The 23,002-nt window shown below is 67.3% G+C and carries 19 protein-coding genes; 9 read left to right on the forward strand and 10 right to left on the reverse strand.

From position 1 onward, the window contains the following. Positions 1-1,162: 1,162 nt before the first annotated feature. Both LGY53_RS08420 and LGY53_RS08425 read left to right on the forward strand, forming a co-directional pair. Positions 1,163-1,606 carry a DUF3151 domain-containing protein gene (locus LGY53_RS08420; RefSeq protein WP_225726053.1) on the forward strand — a complete coding sequence of 148 codons (444 nt, stop codon included), beginning with the start codon at positions 1,163-1,165 and terminating at the stop codon, positions 1,604-1,606. A 61-nt stretch (positions 1,607-1,667) separates the two neighbouring features. Then, the gene (locus LGY53_RS08425) at positions 1,668-2,813 is read left to right on the forward strand and encodes an aromatic acid exporter family protein (RefSeq protein ID WP_374111156.1); all 1,146 of its coding nucleotides are present in this window, start codon (positions 1,668-1,670) and stop codon (positions 2,811-2,813) included. 272 nt (positions 2,814-3,085) lie between these two features. On the opposite strand, the gene LGY53_RS08430 is transcribed toward LGY53_RS08425, so the two are convergent. The 3 genes from LGY53_RS08430 to LGY53_RS08440 form a co-directional block, all read right to left on the reverse strand. Next, entirely contained in the window at positions 3,086-3,937 is an 852-nt protein-coding gene (locus LGY53_RS08430; protein ID WP_225726055.1) for a glycosyltransferase family 2 protein, read from the reverse strand. A gap of 291 nt (positions 3,938-4,228) precedes the next feature. After that, on the reverse strand, positions 4,229-5,014 hold the full coding sequence (locus LGY53_RS08435; RefSeq protein ID WP_225726056.1) for a site-2 protease family protein: 786 nt from the start codon (positions 5,012-5,014) through the stop codon (positions 4,229-4,231). Then, positions 5,011-5,670, reverse strand: coding sequence for a hypothetical protein (locus LGY53_RS08440; protein ID WP_225726057.1), 660 nt, complete (start codon positions 5,668-5,670; stop codon positions 5,011-5,013). The genes LGY53_RS08435 and LGY53_RS08440 overlap by 4 nt, the downstream gene beginning before the upstream one ends. 289 nt (positions 5,671-5,959) lie before the next feature. On the opposite strand from LGY53_RS08440, the gene LGY53_RS08445 reads away from it, so the two are divergent. After that, complete coding sequence (locus LGY53_RS08445; RefSeq protein WP_167478437.1) at positions 5,960-7,249, forward strand: adenylosuccinate synthase; 1,290 nt, start codon at positions 5,960-5,962, stop codon at positions 7,247-7,249. A 397-nt stretch (positions 7,250-7,646) separates the two neighbouring features. After that, positions 7,647-10,250 (forward strand): LuxR family transcriptional regulator, encoded by a 2,604-nt coding sequence (locus LGY53_RS08450; RefSeq protein WP_225726058.1) that lies wholly within the window; start codon positions 7,647-7,649, stop codon positions 10,248-10,250. A 9-nt stretch (positions 10,251-10,259) separates the two neighbouring features. On the opposite strand, the gene LGY53_RS08455 is transcribed toward LGY53_RS08450, so the two are convergent. Next, complete coding sequence (locus LGY53_RS08455) at positions 10,260-11,771, reverse strand: glycosyltransferase family 39 protein (protein WP_225726059.1); 1,512 nt, start codon at positions 11,769-11,771, stop codon at positions 10,260-10,262. A gap of 446 nt (positions 11,772-12,217) precedes the next feature. Here LGY53_RS08455 and LGY53_RS08460 point away from each other — a divergent pair, with 446 nt between their 5' ends. Further along, positions 12,218-13,093 carry a hypothetical protein gene (locus LGY53_RS08460; protein WP_225726060.1) on the forward strand — a complete coding sequence of 292 codons (876 nt, stop codon included), beginning with the start codon at positions 12,218-12,220 and terminating at the stop codon, positions 13,091-13,093. A gap of 49 nt (positions 13,094-13,142) precedes the next feature. Here the strand turns inward: LGY53_RS08460 and LGY53_RS08465 are convergent, their stop codons facing one another. After that, positions 13,143-14,513: a bifunctional transcriptional activator/DNA repair enzyme AdaA gene (locus LGY53_RS08465; protein ID WP_225726061.1), complete on the reverse strand. Its 1,371-nt coding sequence runs from the start codon at positions 14,511-14,513 to the stop codon at positions 13,143-13,145. Between the two features lie 113 nt (positions 14,514-14,626). Between LGY53_RS08465 and LGY53_RS08470 the strand changes: the two genes are divergently transcribed. Further along, on the forward strand, positions 14,627-15,886 hold the full coding sequence (locus tag LGY53_RS08470) for an MFS transporter (RefSeq protein ID WP_225726062.1): 1,260 nt from the start codon (positions 14,627-14,629) through the stop codon (positions 15,884-15,886). Here LGY53_RS08470 and LGY53_RS08475 read toward each other — a convergent pair. Next, a complete protein-coding gene (locus LGY53_RS08475; RefSeq protein WP_225726063.1) occupies positions 15,836-16,384 on the reverse strand; it encodes a methylated-DNA--[protein]-cysteine S-methyltransferase in 549 nt (182 codons plus the stop codon). The genes LGY53_RS08470 and LGY53_RS08475 overlap by 51 nt on opposite strands. A gap of 78 nt (positions 16,385-16,462) precedes the next feature. Further along, entirely contained in the window at positions 16,463-16,807 is a 345-nt protein-coding gene (locus LGY53_RS08480) for a hypothetical protein (RefSeq protein ID WP_225726064.1), read from the reverse strand. Between the two features lie 62 nt (positions 16,808-16,869). Here LGY53_RS08480 and LGY53_RS08485 point away from each other — a divergent pair, with 62 nt between their 5' ends. Then, positions 16,870-18,375, forward strand: a complete 1,506-nt coding sequence (locus LGY53_RS08485) for a PLP-dependent aminotransferase family protein (RefSeq protein WP_225726065.1) — start codon at positions 16,870-16,872, stop codon at positions 18,373-18,375. A gap of 58 nt (positions 18,376-18,433) precedes the next feature. Here the strand turns inward: LGY53_RS08485 and LGY53_RS08490 are convergent, their stop codons facing one another. Further along, a complete protein-coding gene (locus tag LGY53_RS08490) occupies positions 18,434-19,528 on the reverse strand; it encodes a CaiB/BaiF CoA-transferase family protein (RefSeq protein WP_225726066.1) in 1,095 nt (364 codons plus the stop codon). Between the two features lie 217 nt (positions 19,529-19,745). On the opposite strand from LGY53_RS08490, the gene LGY53_RS08495 reads away from it, so the two are divergent. After that, complete coding sequence (locus LGY53_RS08495) at positions 19,746-19,892, forward strand: hypothetical protein (RefSeq protein ID WP_225726067.1); 147 nt, start codon at positions 19,746-19,748, stop codon at positions 19,890-19,892. Between the two features lie 5 nt (positions 19,893-19,897). Here LGY53_RS08495 and LGY53_RS08500 read toward each other — a convergent pair whose 3' ends face one another. Then, positions 19,898-20,770: an amidohydrolase gene (locus tag LGY53_RS08500; RefSeq protein ID WP_225726068.1), complete on the reverse strand. Its 873-nt coding sequence runs from the start codon at positions 20,768-20,770 to the stop codon at positions 19,898-19,900. Positions 20,771-20,829: 59 nt separating this feature from the next. After that, entirely contained in the window at positions 20,830-22,218 is a 1,389-nt protein-coding gene (locus tag LGY53_RS08505) for an FAD-dependent oxidoreductase (RefSeq protein ID WP_225726069.1), read from the reverse strand. Positions 22,219-22,552: 334 nt separating this feature from the next. Between LGY53_RS08505 and LGY53_RS08510 the strand changes: the two genes are divergently transcribed. Continuing rightward, entirely contained in the window at positions 22,553-22,999 is a 447-nt protein-coding gene (locus LGY53_RS08510; protein WP_225726070.1) for a hypothetical protein, read from the forward strand. Positions 23,000-23,002: the final 3 nt, after the last annotated feature.

The following is a 23,002-nucleotide window of genomic DNA, read 5'->3' on the forward strand; positions in this document are numbered from 1 at the left end:
CGGAACCCTGGTTGGCTGGGGTATTGGTGTTTTGCGGGGTGACGGGTGTTGGTGCTCCAGTGTTGGGGTGGGTTCCGGGGGTGCCGGGAGTTGCATTGGGCTGTACGGGATTTCGCACGGCCTCGGTGCCTGGGCGGGGCGCATCGGTTGCCTTCGGACCGGCCGCGCGGGAGGGGGTCGGTGGCATCGGGCTCGGGGCGACCGTGTGTTGAACTCGTCCCTGCTGGCCCTGCTGGCCCTGCTGGCTTGCGGGGCCGCTGGCGGAGGGGCCTTGTGGTCCACGGGTGTTGGATTGTGTGACGCCGCTGTCCGTTGGTTTGCGGCCGGATTCCGGCTGGGGTGCGGGGGTTTTCGCGTCGGCGGGGCCTGGGGTGGTCGGGCGGGTGCCGCCCTGGCCGGGGTTCGCGGGCTGGTTGACGCTGTCTCGTTTGAATACCACTGTTTCCGCGGCGGTTCCCTTGGTGGGGGATTGCGTTGCACCCGAAGGGTTTTGGCGCGCTCCCTGCTGACCCCCACCGGGGACGGGCCCGCTCGACGACGGGCCGGATGGCGGGTTCGGGGTCGACGCGCTGCCGGACGGCTTCGGAGTTCCGGATTGTGCTGTGGCAGTAGGAGTTTGGTTCGCATTGCCCGGACGTCCCGCCGGGGCCGGTCCGGTGCCCGCCGACTGCGGTGCGGTCGAACGGTTCGCGGGCACGGTCACATCGCCGGGGGTGTTCGGAGTCGCGGATCGTGACATCGGGTTCGGGCGGCCGCCGGGTGTAGGCGGCTGGACGCCTGGACGACCGCCCTGGACCGGACCGGGCGACGATCCGCCCGCCGGCGTCGCGAAGGGTGTTGTCGGCGCGGCCGAACCGGACGACGGCGTGCTTACCGAGGGTCGAGCGGTTTCGGCATTCGAGGGGGCTGCCGGACGTGTGTCGTCGGCGGGACGCGCGGATTCCCGCGCCGGGCTCTTCTCGTCTTTCGGGTCGGACACCTACTACCCCTCGCGTAAGGCGGATCGTGCGAACTCGACGGTCAGCCTAGTGGGCGCTGTCGACGAAGTCGTCCGCAAACTCGCGCACGGCCGGACCGAATGCGGAGGTACGTCCAATAACAAAGCACCGCGGCCGGGAGCCGCTGATTCCCGACTGGTGCGTCGGCGTGCAGAATGAAGCGCATGACCTCGTTCGGTGATCTTCTCGGACCGCAACCGGTACTGCTACCCGAAATCTCCGATGCGGAAGACGCACTGCTGGAGAAGGCCGACCCGGTCGGGGTCGCGGCCGCGCATCCGGCGGCGTCGGTCGCGTGGGCGGCGCTGGCGGAGGCGGCGTTGACGCGCGGCGAGGGGCAGGAGCCCGCGGTGAACCACGACGTCGTCGCGGCCTACGCATTCGCCCGCACCGGCTATCACCGCGGCCTGGATCTATTGCGGCGCAACGGCTGGAAGGGTTTCGGGCCGGTGCCGTGGAGCCATGAGCCCAATCGCGGTTTCCTGCGCAGCGTGGGTGCGCTGGCCAAGGCGGCGAAGCTGATCGGCGAGACCGACGAGTACGCGCGCTGCCTGGATTTGCTCGAGGACTGTGACCCGCGCGCCGCGGCCGAGCTCGGGCTCGACTGACCCCATTGATCGCGGTAGTACGCAGCTATTCCGCGCGGCTCGTCCGTCGGGTGGCGAGTTGATCGATCCGAATTCGCGCGTCGGCGTCGCCCGCGCGAACAGCATCGAGACGCTGCAGAGTTCGTGGTCGCGGCTGCGGCTGTCGGCGTTGCCGATCGTGCAGTGCTCGGTCGGCGCGGCGCTGTCCTGGTTCGTCGCGCATGTGGTGGTCGGACATCCGCAGCCGTTCTTCGCGCCGACGGCCGCGGTGGTGTCGATCGGTATTTCGTTCGGCGCCCGGCTGAAGCGGTCGGTGGAGCTGGTGGGCGGGGTGGCCGTCGGCATCGGCATCGGCGACGTATTCATCAGCAGGGCCGGTACCGGCGTTTGGCAGATCGCGCTGGTGGTCGCGGTCGCCATGGCGCTTGCGGTATTCCTCGACGGCGGATCGATCATCACCATGCAGGCGGCGGGTTCGGCGGTACTTGTCGCGACGCTGATGCCGCCGAGTAACGGGGGCGGCCTGTCACGCATGGTCGACGCGCTGGTCGGCGGCCTGGTGGGTGTGGTCGTTGTGGCCGCGATCCCGCTGCATCCGGTGCGCAGGGCCCGCGAGCAGGCCGCCGACATCCTGGACGTGATGGGTAAGGCACTCACCGAATGCGCGGAGGGTCTGCTCGCGCAGTCGACGGATAAGTTGCGCGACGCCCTCGCGACGGTGCGGGCCACCCAGCCGAAGATCGATTCGCTGCGTTCGGCCCTGGACGGCGGCCGCGAGATCAGCCGGATCTCCCCGCTGTATTGGAATTCGCGTGCCCGCTTGGAGCGCATCAGGGCGACGGCAGATCCGCTCGACAACGCCGTCCGCAATACCCGTGTGCTGCTGCGTCGTTCGCTGACCCTGGTGCAGGATGACGAAATCCTGGATCCGCGCCTGATCGATCTGGTGGAACGGCTCGGCGAGGCGGTGGCCGTGATCCGCCGGATGATGTTGGCGGATCCGGGTGAAAAGCCCGACCAGGCCGATGCGGCCAGGGTGCTGCGTTCGGTCGCCAAACTCGCGCGCCCGGAACTCGTTGCGGGAGCTGGGCTCTCGGCCCATGTGGTGTTCGCGCAGGTGCGTTCGGCGGTGGTCGATCTGATGCAGGTGTGCGGTGTGAAGCGCATTTCGGCGATGGCGCTGCTGCCGCCGACGGTGCCGCATCCCTTTGTGCCGCCGGAGGATTGAGCCCAACCTACTGAGTAGTACGGTTCGGCGGCCTTCGGGGCGAACCATGCCATTTGGGTAGTCAGCTACTCGTGTCCGGAGCCGGATCGCGGCCTAATTTCGTCATGTGACCGCGGTTGACGAGGGGTAATTGCGGTCAGGACTTCGCAGGACAGCGGATCGTCCCGCCGGCCATAGTGGTGTGGTGGCCGGGCGGGTGGGGGCGAGATGCCGTCCGGCGAAGCGAAGGTCGCCCGGTCCTGAGGTCGGACCGGGCGACCGGCTGTTCGGGATCAGTCGCCGACAGCGGAGATGCGCTCCGCACCCGGCCGCAGCGAGAAGCGCCGCCGGTCGAAATCCCAGAACCGGTAGATCGGCCACTGGACCGTGTGTGTCACCCAGGCGCCGGCGATGACCGCGCGATGGAACGGACGCACCTGGAATCCGTGATCGGCGATGGTCCGCAGCCCCATCAGCTGGAACTTCCACCACTTGCTCGGGCTGGTGCGCCGCCGCCGCGACGAGGTCTCGGCGCGCATATCCTTCAGCTGATCGATGCGCAGGCCGTGCTTCGAAAGGCATAGCGCCAGGTCGAGGTCCTCGGCGACATCGGCCCGCACCTGGGTGTCATCGCGCACCTGCAGCCAGGCGGCGCGTCGTAGCGCCATATTCGGCCCGTGCATATTGCCGACCTGGCCGCCCAGTTTGCCGCGACGGTCCTGCAGGTACAGGCCGAACTTCAGGAAGAATCCGACCGGTGAGTCGTGGTAGGTGCAGATTCCGGTGACCGCCGCGGTCTCCGGATGGGCGAGCAGATAGTCGCGGATGGTGCGGCCCCACTCGGCGCCGACCAGGGTGTCCGCGTCGGTGCGGGCGATGAATTCGCCGCGGGCCTTGTCGAATCCGGCGTTGCGGGCCGGGGTGATGCCACGATTCGGCTCGTGGACCAGCTCGACCTTGGGGTTGGCCGCCGCGAATTCGCGCACGATGGCGGGTGTGCCGTCGTCGCTGCCGTTGTCGACGACGATGACCTCATCGATGGCGTCCTGCGCGACGAGCAGGCGCAGGCAGCGCTCGATGACCGCGGCTTCGTTCAGGGCTGGGATGACAACCGTGAGCATCGTCGGGGGATGCGGTTCCGTCATGCGGTGATTCCGTTTCGATTTTCAGATTTGGGTGTTCCGAAATGCGTGGCGCCCAATTCGTCGACCGAGGTTCCGGGCCGCGATGCCATGGGCGTTGGATGTGACCGGCGCCGAGTGTGCCTTGGGCCGATGCGATGTGTCCACTGGACATTATGAACAACCGGATGGTTGCTACGGTCAGCGCACGGCGACGTACGAAACCGCCTGGTAGGTATTACTTTTCCGGCAGGACGGCGATTCAAACCTCGCTAGATTAATCGAACGCGGCGATGTGTGGGCGGCAGGGGTGCGTCAGGTCCAGAACCGGACGAGGTAGCCACCCCATTGCGACCATTCCCGCGGTACGCCGGAAAGTTCGAAAAGACCGTATACGAACTGAAAGAAGTAGTGATTGATCGCGGGCGTGAATATCAGGATGAACAGCAGCAGCATGCCGAATGCCTTGAACTGCTCCAGCGAGCGCCTTGTCTGATAGCTCAGCGATGGCTCCAGGATCCCGTAACCGTCGAGACCGGGGATCGGCAGGATGTTCAGCAGGGTCGCCGAGATCTGCAGCATGGCAAGGAAACTCAGCCCGAACCAGAACGCGTGATGCGCGTACTGTTCGCCGGCGAAGCGTACGACCAGCAACAGCACGATCGCGCACAGCGCGTTCACCGCGGGGCCCGCACCGCTGATCAATCGCTGCGTGCGCGGGCTGAAATTATGCGAGTGCACATAGACCGCACCGCCCGGCAGACCGAATCCGCCGAGCGCGATGAACACCATCGGCAGCACGATCGATAGCAGCGGATGGCTGTACTTGAGCGGGTTCAGCGTCAGATAACCGCGCAGTTCGACCTCGCGATCACCGGCCCGCCACGCGAAATACGCGTGCGCGAACTCGTGCAGGCAGAGCGAGACGATCCAGCCGAACACCACCATGACGAAGACGCCGATCCTGGCCTGCGTCGAATCCCATTCGGCGGCATCCCATGCCACCGCGCCGCCGACCACCGCGGCGACGATCACCAGCAGGAAGATCGGGCTCGGCCGCACGGCGCTGAGCCCCGAATTGCGGCGCTGCGCGTAATTCATCGGACCAGCAACCAGGGTTCGTTGTGCCGGTAGAAGCTGGAACGCGGCACGGTGCGGTCGGAGCGGATGCCGTCGCGGACGACGACCGCGCCCGGCGTGCCCAGCTGCGCGGCGCGACCCTCCACCCAGCGGCGTTTCCACATGCCGCGCTGAACTGTCGCCCGCACGCCGGGTAGGTCGAGCGTCGGCGAGATATGCATCGCCGTCACCCGGCCCGAAAACAGTTGAGTGTCGTCCACATACGCTTCCCCCTCCAACTTTCCCCCGTCGACACCGGTGATGGTGGCCCGGCCGACCAGTACCTTACCGGTGTCGTCCCGGATCAGCGGCGTCTCCGTCGCCCGGCCCTCCAGCGCCAATTTGGCGGCCGCGTTACCGGTGCCGGTCTGGTAGGCGCGCGAGCCGTAGGTCTTATCGATCGGCACATAGCCGATTTCGACATGCAATCGTTCGGTGCGCATCAGATGTGTGAGCACTGCGGCCAGTCCGGCATCCTCGCCGAGGACGATCAGCCGGGGCAGGCTGTCGGCCGCGAGCACCGGCAGCAGCTCATCGATATGACCGGTCTCCGGAATGGCTGAGGTCTGAGTGGTCGGCAGCGCCGCGAGCGCGATCGGAACCGGTGCGCCGTCGCAGCGGAGAACGTGGGTACTCAAACTGCCGTACACCCTCCTCGGTCCGTCCGACACCCGTCGGTCCACGCCACGTAAATGCCTTGTTCGGGTGCAACCATAGCCGCGCGGGGCAGTGGTTACACGGTTGTCGAGCGTAGCGGGCGCCCGGCGGCGGAGTCGCTTCGATGACGGTGCCGACCCGTCGGCTAGACTGTGCTTCCGGCCACCGCCTCAGTACGGCAGGTAGCTGCAACATCGGTGTTTACACCCCGCCGGCTCCGTCGGCTGCCAGCTCCCGGGATGTTGCCTGTCGACTCGTAGGAGAATCTCCATGCCGGCTATCGTGCTGATCGGCGCCCAGTGGGGCGACGAGGGCAAGGGCAAAGCAACCGATCTGCTCGGCGGCAGGTTGCAATGGGTGGTCCGATACCAGGGTGGCAACAATGCGGGCCACACGGTCGTGCTGCCGAACGGTTCCAAATTCGCCCTGCACCTCATCCCGTCCGGCATCCTGACCCCCGGCGTGACGAATGTCATCGGCAACGGCGTCGTCGTCGATCCCGGTGTGCTGCTCGACGAACTCGCCGGATTGGAAGAGCGCGACGTCGACACCTCCGGTCTGCTGCTCTCCGCCGACGCGCACCTGATCATGCCGTACCACGTCGCCATCGATAAGGTCACCGAACGCTTCCTCGGCAACAAGAAGATCGGCACCACCGGCCGCGGTATCGGTCCCTGCTACCAGGACAAGGTCGCCCGGGTCGGCGTGCGCGTCGCCGATGTGCTCGACGAGAAGATCCTCACCCAAAAGGTCGAGGCCGCACTGGAATTCAAGAATCAGGTGCTGGTCAAGATCTACAACCGGCGGGCGCTCGACCCGCAGCAGGTGGTCGACGAGGTGCTCGGCAAGGCCGAGAGCTTCAAACATCGCATCGCCGACACCAGGCTGAAGTTGAACGAGGCGCTGGAGCGCGGCGAGACCGTGCTGCTGGAGGGCTCGCAGGGCACCCTGCTCGACGTCGACCACGGCACCTACCCGTACGTCACCTCGTCCAACCCCACCTCCGGCGGCGCCGCGGTCGGTGCGGGCATCGGGCCGAACAAGATCAGCACGGTGCTCGGCATTCTCAAGTGCTACACCACCCGCGTCGGCTCCGGACCGTTCCCGACCGAACTGTTCGACGAGCACGGCACCTACCTGGCCAAGGCGGGCGGTGAGGTCGGTGTCACCACCGGACGGGCCCGGCGCTGCGGCTGGTTCGATGCGGTCATCGCCCGCTACGCGACCAGGGTCAACGGCGTCACCGATTACTTCCTCACCAAGCTGGACGTGCTGTCGAGCCTGGAGACGGTGCCGATCTGCGTCGCGTACGAGATCGACGGCAAGCGGGTCGAGCAGATGCCGACGACGCAGACCGAATTCCACCATGCCAAGCCGATTTTCGAGGAGATGCCCGGCTGGTGGGAGGACATCTCCGGGGCGCGCACCTTCGAGGATCTGCCCGCCAACGCGCAGGCGTACGTGCGGCGGTTGGAGGAGCTGTCCGGTGCGCGGATCTCCTGCATCGGCGTCGGGCCCGGTCGCGACGAGACGATCGTGCGGCACGATGTGCTCGGCTGAAATCAGCTGACCTGATCGGGTTCGAGCACGTAGAATGAGTTCGTCACGTAAGTGATGGTTGGAGAGGACAGGGCACCGCTCTTCAGTGCTACACGGTGCCCCGCCCGAATGGGTTACCTAGCCCGCTTCAGTCGGACCAGGATGTAGAGGAGTCCGGCGGCCACGACAGTGGCTGCAATCCAAACTGCCGGGTTCGCCGGCTCCTCTTTCCGGTGTTTACTCATCTCCCATTCACCTCCTTCCCTGACGGCGACGGTCGGACCGGCTGTCACCGCTCGGAAGGGAGGTAGTCACGACCATATCGGTCGGCTATGACACATGCGATCGAATTAGCGAACCCGGTGCGGCCGTTGGGTGTTCGCTTCGATCATGATCGGCGGCCAACTACAGTAGAGGTATGGCTCGGAACTGGCCGATGATCGAGCGCGTGGGCGAATTCGATGCGATTCGCGCTGCGCTCACCGGGCCGGAGCACATGGGGGTCGTGCTCACCGGTGACGCAGGAGTCGGCAAGACGACGCTGGCCAGACAGGTTGTGGCCGCGGTCGGCGGCAATGTCCGCTGGGTGGCCGGGACGGAGTCGGCGCGCAGCATTCCGCTCGGGGTGTTCGCGCATATGGTCGGCGTCTATACCGCGCACGATCCGGTGACGTTCATGTCGGCGGCGCGGGAGGCGCTACTGGCCGACGGGCACACCATCATCGGCGTCGACGACGCACATCTGCTCGATCAACTGTCCGCAACGTTGTTGCTGCAGTTGGCGATCGATAAGGCAGCGCACATCGTCGCGACGGTGCGCAGCGGGGTGCCGGTGCCCGATGCGGTGACCTCGCTGTGGAAAGACGGACATCTGCTGCGGATTGATCTGCGCCCCTTCACCCAACGGCAGAGCGTGCAGCTGGTGGAGGAGATGCTCGGCGGGCAGCTGGAGGGTTTCACCGCCAACCTGATGTGGGAGTCCTCGGGCGGGAATGCGCTGTTCCTAAGGCATTTGGTGGAGGGCGCGCTGGAGGCGGGCACGCTGCGCCAGGTGAACGGGGTGTGGCAGCTGCGCGGACGCGCGGCCGTGACCTCGGAACTGGCCGCGCTGCTGGAGGATCGGGTTGAGCAGCTGCCGGAGCCGGTGTTGCGGGTGCTGGAGCTGCTGACGTTCTGCGAGCCGATCGATCTGGACGTGCTGGCCGAACTGGCCGGCGAGGAAGCGGTGGAACAGGCCGAAAACCGCAGTGTCATAAGGGTTGTGGAGAATACGCACCAGCTGACCGTGCGATACAACCATCCGCTGTTCGGTGAGGTGATCCGGCGCAGGCTCGGTATCGCTTCGGCCCGGCGGCTGCGCGGACGGCTGTATTCGTCGCTGCGGGAGCGGCCGATCAATTCGGCGGCCGACCGCATCCGATTGGCCGAATTGGCTTTGGACAGCGATAAATCGGCGGATCTCGAGCTGTTCGTCGCGGCCGCGGCCGACGCCATCGGGTTGGCGAATCTGCCGCTGGGCGAACGGTTCGCCCGGGCCGCGGTGGAGCGGCAGGGCGGGTTGGAGGCGGCCGATCTGCTGGCGCGTGCGCTGCTGTGGCAGGGACACCGGATCGAGGCCGAGCGCATGCTGGCCAGCTTCGATCCGGACCAACTGAATCAGGTGCAGTTGGCCCGCTGGGGCAGCACCCGGGTGGCCAATCTGTTGTGGGCCATGGGCGATGCGGATCGCGCCGATCGGGTGCTCGCGCTGGTGCGCAGTAAGGCGACGCATCCGAAGATCGCGGCAACCTTCGACGGGCTCGCCTCGGCGTGCGTGGTGAACGAGAACCGGTTGGACGACGGTTTCGCGCTGGCCGAACAGGTCATTTCGATGAAAGACGCACCGGCGTGGGCGGTTTGGTGGGCGGCCTTCGGTGGTGGGCTGGCGCTGGCGCTGATGGGCAAGGGTGAGGCGGCCCGGGCGTACGCGGCGCGCGGCCATGAGGTCGAGGACGAGATCGATGCGCTGAACCTGTTCATGTCCGCGCATGCCGAGGTGCTCGCGCTCACCTTCATCGGTGATCTGGAGGCGGCGCGACGCTGTGCCACTTCATATTTCGGGTATTCCTCGCCGGGCCAGTACGTGGCGTGGGGTATGTCGAAGATTCTGCAGGGCACCGTGGATGTGGCGCAGGGGCGCTTCCCGGACGGTATCGAACATCTCGAGCAGGCGCTGGCGGCGCTGGCCGCCGAGGGTGCCGCGGCATGGATGTTCCCGGCGAGAATCCGTCTGGCCGAGGCATATTCGGCGCTCGGACGGGCCACCGAGGCCGCCGAGACCATCGCCGAGGCGACCGCGAGGGGCGGGCGGCACAGCGCGGTGTACGAGCCGCAACTCGATATCGCCAGGGCGTGGTTATCGGCCGCGGAAGGCACGGTCACGCCTGCCATCCGCTTGGCCATGAGCGCCGCCGATGCCGCCGCGCGCGCCCACCAGCATGCGATCGAGGCCTTCGCATTACATGCCGCGGCTCGCTTCGGCGACGCCTCCGTCGCGGGGCGGCTCGCCGACCTGGCGGCCAAGGTGGATGGGCGGCTGGTCCAGCTCCAGTCCAGGCATGCGATGGCGCTCGCCGCCCACGACGGTCCCGGATTGGATGCCGCCGCAGCCGAATTCGAGCGGATCGGCGCGCTGCTCTCGGCAGCCGACGCCGCCGCTCAGGCCGCCTCCGCGCATGAGCGCGCCGGAGACCGCCGCCGCTTACTCGAATCCGCCGCCACCGCAAACCGTTTGGCTGCCGCCTGCGGTGGCGCCAGCACCCCGGCCCTGCGGCAAGCCGCCCAACCGTTGCCGCTCACCGCGCGGGAACGCGAGATCGCGAACCTCGTCGCGGCCGGGCTGTCCAACCGGCAGATCGCCGACCGGCTCACCGTTTCGGTGCGCACCGTCGAGGGGCACCTGTACCGGGCGTGCATCAAAATGGATGTGACCGATCGGGAGTCGCTGGCCGCGCTGATGCGGGGCGAGTCGCCTGGGGAGTGATCCCGCCTTTCACTGAGCGCGTAGCTGCGGCCAGAGTGTGGTCCATGGCGTTTTGCGTCCGACCAAAAGCGTTGCGAGGTCGGGTGTTACGGTTTCGGAGCTGGTGAACGCGGCCGTCAGGGTCGGCGTCGGTGTGCCCAAATACAGTATGGCAGTGGCAGTTTCGGGCGGGGTGCCGAAGTAGTAATAGCCGCGGTGCGGACTGTACGCGCGGGGGAGGCCGGTCTTCCCGCGATACAGGTCGACGATGGCGGCGAACGGGTACGATTCGGCGACTATCGCGATATGCGGTTTCACCTCTGCGGGAAGCGAATCATAGGCCGCCACAACGGTATCCGAGAAATCGCCGACCACGGTATCGGACTGGACGAAGCCTCGCGCCGTCATGATCACATCGGTGTCCGGAAGTCGCTCGGCGACCGACCGCGGATACATCGGTATCGCCGCGACGAACAGTACGGTTCCCGCGGCGACGGCCGTCGCGACGACCGCACGGATCGACACGCGGCGGCACAGTCCGGTCACGATCACCGCACCTGCCGCCAAAGGCGCTGCGTACAGGCCACATACGTAATAGGACCGGCCGTGCATGACCAGATAGCCGAGAAAGACGAGGATCAGCGCCGCCGCGACGAAACGATACGGCCGCCAACGCGGGACCAGTAACAGCGCGGCCAGCCCGACCGCGACCAGTGGCAGCCCGACCGCCAATCCGGCGCCGGCGGCGCTGTCCCAGAGGAAGCGGCCGAGACCAGGAAACTCGGCGGCGACAACCTCGGACATATGCGTGTACGGCCAGTTGTTGCGTTGCTGCCAAATAAGATTCGGCACCGTGGCGGCAACGGCGACGGCGGCTCCGAGCCACAGGGCCGGACGGCCGAGCATGCGTCGTGGTCCGAAGACAAGCGCGGTGATGAACAGCGCCACCCACAGCGCCGGGACGAGGTATTTGATCTGCAGCGAGACCGCGGTGATCAATCCGGTGTACAGGAGCAGCCGATCATCCGCGCACCCTTCGGCATTCAGCCGGGTCCAGCGCACGATCAGCCAGATCAGCAGGACCCAGCACACGGGATCCATGGAATACGTCGCGAGCCAATGGGTCAGTGTGACGCAGATCGAGCAGGCGTAGGCGAAGGCCGCCAATGACTGTGCGCCTCGGCCACCGCCGAATTCGCGGGCGATCAGCGCGGTGCCGATCATGCCGCCGACCGCCGCCATCGTCGCGGGCAGCCGCAGCACGAGCAGCGAACCCGGTGCGATCCGGTCCATCAGCGCGGCCAGCGCGGGGACCAGCGGCGGTTGATCGAAGTACCCCCATGACAGGTGATCGCGGCCCGCGACGACGAAATATGCCTCGTCGAAGAAATAGCCGTAATCACGGCTGGCGACGAGTAGTGCCGTGCCCACCGCGCCTGCGACCAAAAGTATTGGTCCCCAAGCTATTTCCGGGATATCCCGATACTCTTCCGCTGTCCTGGATCGGCCGGGTTGCCGGAGTCCCGCGGTGATATCCGTCATGCCCAACGCCTCCTCGAACCCTTGTCGCATGATTCTGCGACCGGTCGGGGGTGTGCCGAATCGACCGGGAGTCGCGTGCGTCTACCTCTCGAGTGCGATCCGAGTACGGCCGAAAGTACGACCCGACTCGCGGTGATCGGTGTGTTGAGTGGACAGTCGCGACTGGATCATCTGAAGAGTGGATTCAGTCACCTTCTGGCTATTGATCTGAGGTGATGGAATCGCGAACTAGCTGTGGACAATTCGCCAGTATTTCGGACAAATGGGCAGCGCTCGCGACCAATTCCGAGCTGCGTATTCGAGATTTTCAATTTGACAGCATCCGCTCAGCAATGGTTATCGTGCGTGGCACGGTGCGCGGGGACGTGCCGATTCCTCAATCCTGATGGTGGTGTTTCGACGTGGCTCGTCATCGAAAAGTGAACAGCTCGGCGGTTCGGGGGGCGATGCGTCCGGTGGTGGGTGCGTTGCCGCTGGTGGTCGCGGTGGCGTGCGCGGGGGTGGCGGTCGCCGAGCCACAGTCGTCCAGCCAGCCCGGTGTCACCGCACCGAGCGCGCCGGGACCGGAGCGTTCGCTCAGCCAGCCCGGTGTCACCGCCCCGGGTCCGCAGCGGCCGAAGTCCGAGACGGATCCGGCGCAGAATCTGAAGAACGCGCGGCCGATGCCGCAGAATCAGCCCGCGCCGCCGATCGAGCCGCAACAATTGCACGCACCCGAGCCGGTGGCGCCGGTGGCCCCGATCGCGCCGCCGCCGCGCACCCTGCGCATCGGTGATTTCACCAGCCCGGTCCCGAACGAGGTGCCGAACGAACTGCTCGACGGCGTGAACGGCACCGCGGCCACCGCGGAGGCGGCGATCGCCACCGGCGGCCGGTCCATCGGCATCAACCCATCCCGCTCCGACAAGATCGCCGCCGCCACCGCCGCCGGCGCGGTCGGTGGTGCGCTGGCCGGCGCGGCCGTCGCAGGCATCCCCGCCGCGATGCTCGGCGGTGTCGGCGGCGCCGCGATCGGTGCCGGTGTCGGCGCCGGAATCGGCTTCGCGGTCGGTGTCGCGGGCACCGCCGCCGCAGGCGGTATCGCCGCCGCGGTCGCCGGTGTCCCCTCCGGCGGCGCCGGTGCCCTCCCCGCCGTCGGCGCGGCCTTCGTCGCCGCCTGGCCGGTCGCCGCCGCGAGCACCGGTGCGGGCGCCGCGATCGGCGCGGGCGTCGGCGCGATCGCGGGAGCCGCGACCCTCGGCATCCCGGCCGCTCTGGCCGGTGGCGTCGCGGGCGGCCTGCTCGGCGGTGCGGGCGGCGCTGCCCTCGGCGCCACCCTCTAGCTCGGTACCGCGACCGCTGGTCCTTCGAATTGGCCACGGCCGCAGCCGATTACCGGATCAGCTGTGACGCTCGCTCCGGTCTGGGTGGTATGAGTGGTCGCCGCCTTCGAGCGTAGGTGCTCGGGTAGTGGGACGACGCCCGTGCATTTGATCGGTGGTGTAAGTCGTGGAATGCGGCTGTGCTGTCGGGGTTTTGGGGCTCGGTCAAGCGAGACAAGGTGTGGGTTCGCCGAGGCGGTGGGCTATTCGGTGGGCGGTTGTCGGGTCTATGCCGGGTAGGGCGGTGAGGGAGCCCAGGAGGGTGGCGACGGGTTGGCTTCGGTCGAGGAGGATGGCGCAGGACGCCACTGCGCGGGCGAATTCCTTTATCGTGCGGGCTGTTTCGTGGGGTAGGCCGATGGCGGGCGGACAGGTCGGCTTCGGCCAGTGCGGGCGGGGGCGGGAACAGGTGGCTGAGGCCCATGGGGTGTAAACCGGGGACTCGGGTGCCATAGCGGGTGACGAGGCGGCCGGTGAGGATGTTCGCCGCGTTGGTGTCGCGTGCGATGAGTGTGTGTACGGCGGTTTCGTACCCATCCCATGTGCCGGGTGTTGACAACACCGCAGATTCGGCGAGCCGCGATGCCGCTGTCCGGCGGTGATCGGGCTCGAAGATGTGGCGTGCGCGCTGGACGTGGTGGATGAGCCCGCGCAGGTCGGGCACGTGAGCGCGTAGGAATAGGTCGCCGCCGGGGTCGGCGATGATCTCCAGCACGCCGGGGCGCCGGCCGGAGCGGATGGTGCGTCGGTAGACGTTGTCGGTGACATGTTCGACGCCCGGAATCGCGTGCGCGGTGAGGTAATCGAGCACGGCTCGTTGCTCCGGCGCGGGCAGGTATCCCAGCCGCAGCAGCACTCCACCGTCGGCGATCAGGCGGTCGGAGGTGCGCCGTCGAGCGCGCAGCTCGCTCGGCGGGGCGTGGAAGATCTCCCGGCAGGCGCGGTTGAACTGGCGGACGCTCCCGTAGCCCGCCGCGAAGGCCGCATCCACGATCGACATGTCGGTATCGTCCAGCAGTCGACGTGCGAAATGCGCCCGCGACGAACGAGCGAGCTGATCCGGATTCAGGCCCAGCGCCGCGGCGAACAGGCGCCGGAGGTGGCGCGCCGAGACCCCGAGCCGCGCGGCGAGATCGGCTTCACCGTGCTCGTCGAGTGCGCCATCGACAATCAAACGCACTGCGCGGCAAACCAATTCGGCTCCCGGCGGGCCGACTGGCGGCGCACCGCGATATGGACGGCACCGCAGACATGCCCTGAACCCGGCCGCCTCGGCCGCCGCGGCCGTGGTGAACACTCGCACGTTCTCCGGCTTCGGCCGACCGGCACAGCCGGGTCGGCAGTAGATGCCGGTAGTCACCACCCCTGTGAACTCACCCATCTCCCCATCATGGTTCGGCACGGGACGGCGACCTCGGACAGATCCGGACAAACCTGCGCCCATGTCCGAATACGACCAGACCCGACGGGTGGGTGATCAGCACTCTCGACCACATGTCCGCAACGAGCACCACGTTCCGCCGCACCGCCGCCGCATTCTGGTCGACGGCCGCGGCACTGCTGGCCCTGATCGCCGGAACCGAGATCCCGACCCCGCTGTATGTGCTTTACCGGAGCCGATTCGGCCTGTCGAACACCATGCTGACCACGATCTTCGCCACCTATGCGCTGGCCTTGATCCCGACCCTGCTGATCGGCGGCCGACTTGCCGATCGTTTCGGTCGGCGGCGTTTGGTGGTCGCGGGCCTGCTCGGTGCGGCGGCGGGTTCGATAATGCTGGCGATGGCCGCCGGGACCGCGGGGCTGCTGGCCGGTCGCGCCGTGCAGGGCATGGCGGTCGGCATCGCCACCGGCGCCGCGACCGCCGCGCTGGTCGAACTGGATACGCGAGGCGGCCGGGCCGCCTCGGTCGCGACCTCGGCCGTCGCGGGTGGCGGAGCCGTCGGTCCGCTGCTGGGCGGGCTGCTCGCCCAGTACGCGCCGGCACCGTCGGTGCTGAGCTATTCGATCGAGACCGTGGCGCTCCTCGTCATCGCCGCCGCTGTGTGCACCACCGGTGACTGGCCGCTGCCGAGCGGCCCCGGCACTCCGAAGGCGTCACCCCGGATACCACCTGAAATCCGAATCCGGTTCGCCCGCATCGGAATCGGTGTCTTCACCGCTTGGTCGGTCGGGGCGCTGTACACATCGGTCGTCCCGTCGTATGCGGTCGAGCTGCTCGGCACCCGGAATCTCGCGGTGCTCGGGGCGGTCGCCTTCCTGATGCTCGCCACCGCGGCCGCGACGCAGTCGACGCTGCGCTCGATTCCGGACCGAATCGCGGAACCGACCGGATTCGCCCTGCTCATCGCGGGTCTGATAGCGCTTGTCATCGCCTTCCCGACCCAGTCGGCGCGGTGGCTGGCGACCAGCGCGGTACTCGACGGAATCGGTCTCGGGCTCGCCTTTCTCAGCACCCAAGCCGAACTCAATCGCATTGCGCCGCCGGACCGTCGAGCCGAGCTGTCGGCGGCGTTCAACGTCTGCCTCTACTGCGGTGTCGCCTTCCCCGTCCTAGGCGTTGGCGTGGCCGCCGACGTCACCTCGCTGTTCCGCGCCGTCGCCGCGTTTGCCGCAGTTATCGGGACGCTCGCCGCCCTCACTATCGTGTGGACTCTCCGTGGCAGGCGATCGCCGGTGGGCCGGAACCATGCCGCTGAATTGTCAGAAGAGGGTCGGCTCGCCGAAACCGGATGTGCGTTCGATCGCCAGTAGGTGCATCTTGGTTTCGAGGCCGCCGGGGGCGGAGAAGCCGTGTAGGGCGTGGTCGGCGGCGAGCACGCGGTGGCAGGGGATGATCAGGGGGATCGGGTTGCGGCCGAGGGCTTGTCCGACGGCCTGGGCGGCGCCGGGGGCGCCGATGCGGTCCGCGACCTGTCCGTAGCTGAGGGTGTGGCCCGGGTCGATGGCGCGGGTCACCGTATAGACGGCGCGATTGAATTCGGGAATTCCACTGGTGTCCAAGGGAATCCAGCGCAGGTCGGTGAGTTCGCCCGCCAGGTGGGCGCGGATGGCGGCGACGGCGTCGGCGATCGGGCCGCTCGGCTTCTGCTCGGTGACGTCGATTCCGTTGCGGCGGCGCAGGATTCGTGCCCGGGTGGCCGCCGGGGTCGCCTCGGGCAGCTGGAACCGGATCACCCCGGTCGCGCTCCAGGCGATGGCGCAGCTGCCGATCTCGGTGTCGAACAGAGTAGCGGCGGGGGACTCACTCATGTGCACAGTGTGCACCGCGACCATGACATATTCCGAAATACCAGTCCAGTTCCGGAAAACTGGCCACTCGCGGCCGAATCATCCCGCGGCAAGCGGGTTCGGCCTGCAGTGACCCGCCGGTGGGGTCCGTCGCGCCGGTGCATCGCTTGTCGGCCTGCGCGGCCAGGTTGGATTCACCTTGCCCGCACCGGTTTCCACGGATGTGGCGGCCACCGGTCGCGCCGACCCGAGCAGCGTCTGGGTATCCGGGGCATCGTGACGCCCGTAGATCGCGACGAGCTCCGAGTATCTGCGCTGCTCTTCGTAATACGACAGACCCGCTGGATCCGGGCGATACCGCTCGAGCCGATACCCGGTACCGCGCACCGGACGGGTCAGGTAGATGAACAGGGCGATGAGGAGCAGTGCGGCAAGAGCTTCCATATCTCCAGCCTGCGGCGAACTGGCCTTGCTAATAAATATCCACTCGGTCAATACTGGACTTTATGGCGACACGGGTGATCGGCGCGTCCAGTTTGGCGAGGGATCTGGGCCACTGGCGCAGCGCGGAGGACGGCGAGCGGGGTGAGGTGACGCGTCGTTCGGCCCGTCCCGCCTATCTGGCGTTGGCGGAGGGGATTCGGCTGCTGATCCACGACGGTCGCGCACCGTTGGGCGTCGCGCTGCCCAGCGAGCGGGATCTGGCCGCCACGCTCGGCGTCAGCCGCACCACCATCACCTCCACCTACACGCTGCTGCGGGAGAACGGTTACCTGATCAGCCGTCAGGGTTCGCGCAGCACCGTCGCGCTGCCGCCCGCCGTGGCGCACGACGGCATGAAGCCGACCAGGGGCATCATGGCGACGATGCCGCATTCGGCCCTGCCGACGATCGATATGACCTATGCCGCGATGGCCGCGCCGCTGGAGATGCAGGACGCGTATGCCGCTGCGCTGGAAGGGATTCCGGCATATCTGTGTACGCACGGCATGGACCCGGTGGGTATCGTCGCGCTGCGTGAGGCGCTGGCCCGCCGCTACACCGAGCGCGGCCTGCCCACCGAACCCGACCAGATTCTGGTCACCCTCGGCGCGCAGCACGGTCTGCGGCTACTGCTGAACGTGCTGGCCTCGCCCGCGGCCAGGGTGCTGATCGATCACCCGACGTATCCGAATGCCATCGAGGCCATCCGTGATGTCGGTGCGCGGCCGATTCCGGTCCCGGTGCGCCCCGAACTGCCCGAATCGGGCTGGGATCTCGACGGAATCCGCAGTGCCGCAAGGCAAACGGCGGCGACGCTGGCCTATCTGGTGCCCGACTTCAACAACCCGACGGGGCTGTTGATGAACAACGAGGATCGCGCCGAGCTGGCGGCGATCGCCCGGGAGACCAGGATGACCGTCGTAATCGACGAATCCATGGTCGACCTGCGGCTCACCGCTGCCGAGCCGCCGTTGCCGGTGGCCGCGTTCGCGAAGGGCAGTGAGATCGTCACCATCGGCTCGGCCTCCAAATCGTTCTGGGGCGGTCTGCGCGTCGGCTGGATTCGCACCAATCAGGCGCTGATCACCAAGCTGCTCGGCATCCGTTCGACCGTCGACCTCGGCACCCCGGTGATGGATCAGCTCGCCGTCGGATATCTGCTCGAACATGCCGAGACCATCCTCGACCGCCGCCGCGGCCAGTTGCATTCGCAGCGCGCCGCATTGCTATCCGCACTGGCCGAGCAACTTCCGGATTGGCGGGTCACCGACACCGCGGGCGGCATGTCCGTATGGGCCCAGCTTCCGGCGCCGGTCTCGACGGCGCTCGCCGCGACCGCCCCCAATCACGGCGTATTGCTCGCCGCCGGACCGCGTTTCGGCGTTCAGGGCGCCTTCGAACGCTTCCTTCGCCTGCCCTTCACCCACCAGGAGCACGATCTGCGCCTGGCCGTGAAGGCCATCGCCGCGGCATACGAGGCGCTGACGCCGCGCGCCGCCGATCCGCTGAACCCGCTCACCTGCTACTGATCGTCGATCGGCATGAAAATCGTTGGAGGCGCGGTGGGTTCGCGCCTCCAACGAATTGTCAGTCGGCCCAGACCGATTCGAACGGGGTCGCCTCGTTCGGTGGCGGCGTTGGTGTGCCTGCCGGGGTGCGGGAGAATCGCGGCGCCGGGGCATGCTGTACCACGCCGTCAATTTCGATGAGTCCGGTGCGCGCGACGATATGCGGGTTCCGCTCCGCCTCGGTGAAGGTCAGCACTGGGGTGGTGCACGCGTCGGTGCCGTCGAAGATCGCGGTCCACTCGTCGCGGGTCTTCGTCTTGAACTTCTCGGTGAACAGTTTCTTCAGCTGTTCCTGACCGTTCGGATCGATCTGCATCGGCAGGCCTTCGGGGTCTATCTCCAAGCCGCGCAACAGTTCCGCATAGAACTGCGGTTCGATCGCGCCGACCGCCATGTACTTGCCGTCGGCGGTTTCGTAGGTGTCGTAGAAGGCCATACCGGTGTCGAGCAGGTTGGCGCCGCGCTCGTCGGACCACAGGCCCATTCCGCGCATACCCCAGATCATGTGCGAAAGGGCAAGTGCCCCATCGATCATCGCGGCATCGATGACCTGACCCTTGCCGGAGGTCTGCCGTTCGACCAGCGCGGCGAGGATGCCGAACACCAGGAACATCGAGCCGCCACCGAAGTCGCCCACCATATTCAGCGGCGGTACGGGTCGTTCGCCCTTGTGCCCGATCGCATTCAGCACGCCGGTGAGCGAAATGTAGTTGATGTCATGGCCCGCGCGGTCGGCCAGCGGACCGGACTGACCCCAGCCGGTCATCCGCCCGTACACCAGGCGCGGGTTGCGGGCCAGCGCTTCGTCGGGGCCCAGGCCCATCCGTTCGGTGACGCCGGGCCGGAAGCCTTCGATCAGCACGTCGGCCTTCGCGATGAGCCCGAGCACCCGCTCGATATCGGCCGGATCCTTCAGATTGGCCTCGACGATGGTGCGGCCCCGCCACTGCGGACGTTCCATGAAGCCCGGCAGCAGATTCGGCCGCTGCACCCGGACCACGTCGGCGCCGAGGTCGGCGAGCAGCAGCGCCGCATGCGGTCCGGGTCCGATTCCGGCTAGCTCGACTACCCTGATGCCCGCCAGCGGGCCCTGTCTGGTGGATGGAGTTGTCACGCCCTACCTCGGTTCGTCGTCGATCCAGCGCACCGCGCCCGGCGGTGTATTGACAGTATGACAATAACGCCGTCGCCGCCTCTTGGAACCTGTCTGGGTCGCGAGATCGGTCGACCGCCCCGAACCGGTGCGTGACGGTAGGCTGATGCGCGCTAGAGGGAGTTCCGGATCTGCTGTCCCACAAGGATTTTGCTCAGGTCCAGCTAGGGAGGGTTTCATGCGATCCAGGCTCGTGCCCGCCTTCGTCGCGGCGGTCGTCCTCGGCCTGTTCGCCGCGGCGTCGGCGTATATCCGGATCTGTACCAGAGCGTTCCGATCGGCCGCCGCGGCGCACGGACCCGGCAGCTGGTACGGCCGACGCTGACTGGATCAGTCGATGGCCCGGAACGGAATCGTATCGGCCGCTTCGGGTTTGGGCAGTTCGTCGCGGCGCAACGGCAGCGTCGGCTGGTAGGTGCCCGGCAGCGGTAACGTCGGCTCCGGGTCGGCGGGTGTCGGCCGATCCCGCGCGGGCAGCCGATAGAACTCGCGCGCGTTGTCCTCCAGCACCGCGTGCATATCGGTGCCCACCACATCGCAGATCAGGTCGATATCGGCATCCCGGAACGGACGGCCCGCCCGGGTGCCGGGTAGATCGGTGCCGAACATCAGCGCCCCTGGATTCACCGCATGGATCCGGCGCAGCGTATCCGCGACGTTCATCGACACCCGTCCGAAACCGGAGGCCTTCACCCGCGCGCCCTGATCGACCAGATCGAGCAGGTAGTCGAGGCAGGCATCCGACATGCCGAGATGGTCGACGCAGAACACCGGCAGCTTCGAGATCACCGGCTGCAGCGAGGCCAGCATCTGTCCGTCGATGTACACCTCGACATGCCAGCCGACCAGATCGTGCGCCCGCAGCGCCTGCAGCGTCATCTCGGTGATGTCGGCGGCGGCGCGCTTGAGGTTGCAGCGCAAGGCGCGCACGCCGATCCGGTCCAGCTCGACGATTTCGGAATCGGTGGCGTCGAGATCGAGCGCGATCACCCCGACCCAGCCTTCACCCAGCTCCGCGAGCGCGGCCTTCATGAAGGTCTGGTCGGTGCCCTGGAAGGATCCGCTGACCACGGCTCCACCCGCGATATCGAAGCGCGACATGCGCTTTCGATAGTCGGCGATGGTGTAGGGCTTCGGCAGGTAGCCCTCGTTCTCGATCAGCGGGAACCGCGGATCGATGATGTGGACATGGGCATCGAACACCTGTACAGAATGCCTCAGTACCGGATTTTCCGCTGCGAAGATCAGTGTTGAGCGCGGCCCTAAACTTTGTGGGGTTCGCTGGCCCGCAGCATATCCTCGCGCTCGACCACCTTCACCCGCTCACGGCCCTCCGGCTCGCCGAGCGCGCGCTCGTGCGCGTCGAGGCGGTACCAGCCGTCCCAGGTGGTGAACGGAATCCCCTTGCCCTCCAGGAATTCCACCACCGCCGCCGGCTCGGGCTGCGCGGCCGGGGTGAAGTTCGGGCTGTCGTCGAGCAGGCAGGCGACGGTCTCGTTGGCATCGCCCTTGGTGTGCCCGATCAGGCCGACCGGACCGCGCTTGATCCAGCCGGTGACGTAGGTGGCGGGCAGGTATCGCGCCGCGCCGTCGGCGTTCTCGTCGAGCAGCACCCGGCCCGCCTCATTGGGCACGGTGCCCGCCTGCTCGTCGAACGGCAGGTTGGTGATGTTCTGCGACAGGTAGCCGACCGCGCGGTACACGGCCTGCACGTCCCACTCCCGGAATTCGCCGGTGCCCTTGACGTTTCCGGTGCCGTCGAGCTGGGTGCGCTCGGTGCGCAGGCCGACGACCTTGCCGTCCGCGCCCAGCACCTCGGCGGGCGATTCGAAGAAGTGCAGGAAAAGCTTGTGCGGCCGGTCGCCCTGGTCGCGAATCGCCCACTGCTCCAAGGTGTTCGCCACCATGTCGACCTGCTTGGAGTGACGGCGCGCCGCCTCGGAACCCTCGTCGTAATCGATGTCCTCGGGATCGACGATGACCTCGATGGTGGGCGAGTGGTCCAGCTCGCGTAGTTCGAGCGGGGTGAACTTGGCCTGCGCCGGACCGCGGCGACCGAAGACGTGCACCTCGACGGCCTTGTTCGCCCGCAGGCCCGCGTACACGTTCGGCGGGATCTCGGTGGGCAGCAGTTCGTCACCGGTTTTGGCGAGCACCCTGGCCACGTCCAGCGCGACATTGCCGACGCCGAGCACCGCGACCTTCTCCGCGTCCAGCGGCCAGGTGCGCGGCACATCCGGGTGGCCGTCGTACCAGGAGACGAAGTCGGCCGCGCCGAAGCTGCCGTCGAGTTCGATGCCGGGGATGTCGAGTGCGCGGTCGGCGTTGGCGCCGGTGGAGAAGATCACCGCGTCGTAGTAGACGCGCAGATCGTCGAGGGTGATGTCGACGCCGTAGTCGATATTGCCGAGCAGCCGGACCTGCGGCTTGTCCAGCACCTTGTGCAGCGCGGTGATGATGCCCTTGATGCGCGGGTGATCGGGTGCGACGCCGTAGCGGATCAGGCCGAACGGGGCGGGCATGCGCTCGAACAGATCGATGGACACGTCCGCATCGGATTTCATCAGGGCGTCGGCGGCGTAGATTCCGGCCGGTCCGGCGCCAACGATCGCAATGCGGAGTGGGCGTGGCCCTACACTCTGTTCGGTCATCTTTACGCGCACCCTTATGGTCGAAACTACTGATGGCGTCGGTTCTAGCCCTCTAATAATTAGCTTAGGCTAACTTGACGCTTCCCCTGCGACTGTCCTGTCGTTCGGCTATGACCGCAGGACGCAGTCTCGCGAGTCTATCGGTGCCGGGTATACCCGATGACGGCCGGTCGATGCGCCGGACGGATGCCATCGGAGTTCGCGATCGCGGTCGGGCATGCGGACGAGGCTGGTCGCCGCTCGGCGCGGCCCGATGTCCAGCGGGTTGCCGTCGCGGCCGCCGCGCGCCGGGGTCGCCGCCGGAATTCGGTACCCCACCAGGGATGATCGGACCATGACCGACAAGCAGCCAGCGGCCGACGACGGCGAAGTGATCGAGATCGACCAGACCGACCGCCGGTCCCTGTGGCCGTTCATCGCGGCCGCCTGCTTCGCCGCCGTCGTGCTCGTCGCGATCGTGCTCGGCGGGGTGCTCTCGCCCGCTGAGAAAAATGTCACAACCGCGGACCGGATCGCGGGTGCGGTGCGCGATTTCGTCAGCGGCGTCAACAACACCGACAGCCCGGCCGCGCCCGGCAGCGTCTGCCAGGGCTTCGATCCGAAGCGTTCGCCGCTCGCGGATCGGCCGAGCGGAAAGACGGTGGAGATCACCAAGATCGAGAATCCGAGCGCGGACGGCGACCGGGCCAAGGCGAACGTCACAGTCGAAATCGACGGCAACGAGCGGACGACGACCTGGAACCTGACCCGCTCCGGGGATCGATGGCTGGTTTGCGATTGACAC

This window comes from Nocardia sp. JCM 34519.1, assembly GCF_020361265.1.
Lineage (GTDB): Bacteria > Actinomycetota > Actinomycetes > Mycobacteriales > Mycobacteriaceae > Nocardia > Nocardia arthritidis_A.

Bases quoted from the DNA above. Each gene is read 5' to 3' on its own strand.
- LGY53_RS08420 (WP_225726053.1), top strand. From the start codon at position 1,163: ATGACCTCGTTCGGTGATCTTCTCGGACCGCAACCGGTACTGCTACCC.
- LGY53_RS08430 (WP_225726055.1), bottom strand. From the start codon at position 3,937: ATGACGGAACCGCATCCCCCGACGATGCTCACGGTTGTCATCCCAGCC.
- LGY53_RS08435 (WP_225726056.1), bottom strand. From the start codon at position 5,014: ATGAATTACGCGCAGCGCCGCAATTCGGGGCTCAGCGCCGTGCGGCCG.
- LGY53_RS08445 (WP_167478437.1), top strand. From the start codon at position 5,960: ATGCCGGCTATCGTGCTGATCGGCGCCCAGTGGGGCGACGAGGGCAAG.
- LGY53_RS08450 (WP_225726058.1), top strand. From the start codon at position 7,647: ATGGCTCGGAACTGGCCGATGATCGAGCGCGTGGGCGAATTCGATGCG.
- LGY53_RS08455 (WP_225726059.1), bottom strand. From the start codon at position 11,771: ATGACGGATATCACCGCGGGACTCCGGCAACCCGGCCGATCCAGGACA.
- LGY53_RS08460 (WP_225726060.1), top strand. From the start codon at position 12,218: ATGCGTCCGGTGGTGGGTGCGTTGCCGCTGGTGGTCGCGGTGGCGTGC.
- LGY53_RS08465 (WP_225726061.1), bottom strand. From the start codon at position 14,513: ATGGGTGAGTTCACAGGGGTGGTGACTACCGGCATCTACTGCCGACCC.
- LGY53_RS08470 (WP_225726062.1), top strand. From the start codon at position 14,627: ATGTCCGCAACGAGCACCACGTTCCGCCGCACCGCCGCCGCATTCTGG.
- LGY53_RS08475 (WP_225726063.1), bottom strand. From the start codon at position 16,384: ATGAGTGAGTCCCCCGCCGCTACTCTGTTCGACACCGAGATCGGCAGC.
- LGY53_RS08480 (WP_225726064.1), bottom strand. From the start codon at position 16,807: ATGGAAGCTCTTGCCGCACTGCTCCTCATCGCCCTGTTCATCTACCTG.
- LGY53_RS08485 (WP_225726065.1), top strand. From the start codon at position 16,870: ATGGCGACACGGGTGATCGGCGCGTCCAGTTTGGCGAGGGATCTGGGC.
- LGY53_RS08495 (WP_225726067.1), top strand. From the start codon at position 19,746: ATGCGATCCAGGCTCGTGCCCGCCTTCGTCGCGGCGGTCGTCCTCGGC.
- LGY53_RS08505 (WP_225726069.1), bottom strand. From the start codon at position 22,218: ATGACCGAACAGAGTGTAGGGCCACGCCCACTCCGCATTGCGATCGTT.
- LGY53_RS08510 (WP_225726070.1), top strand. From the start codon at position 22,553: ATGACCGACAAGCAGCCAGCGGCCGACGACGGCGAAGTGATCGAGATC.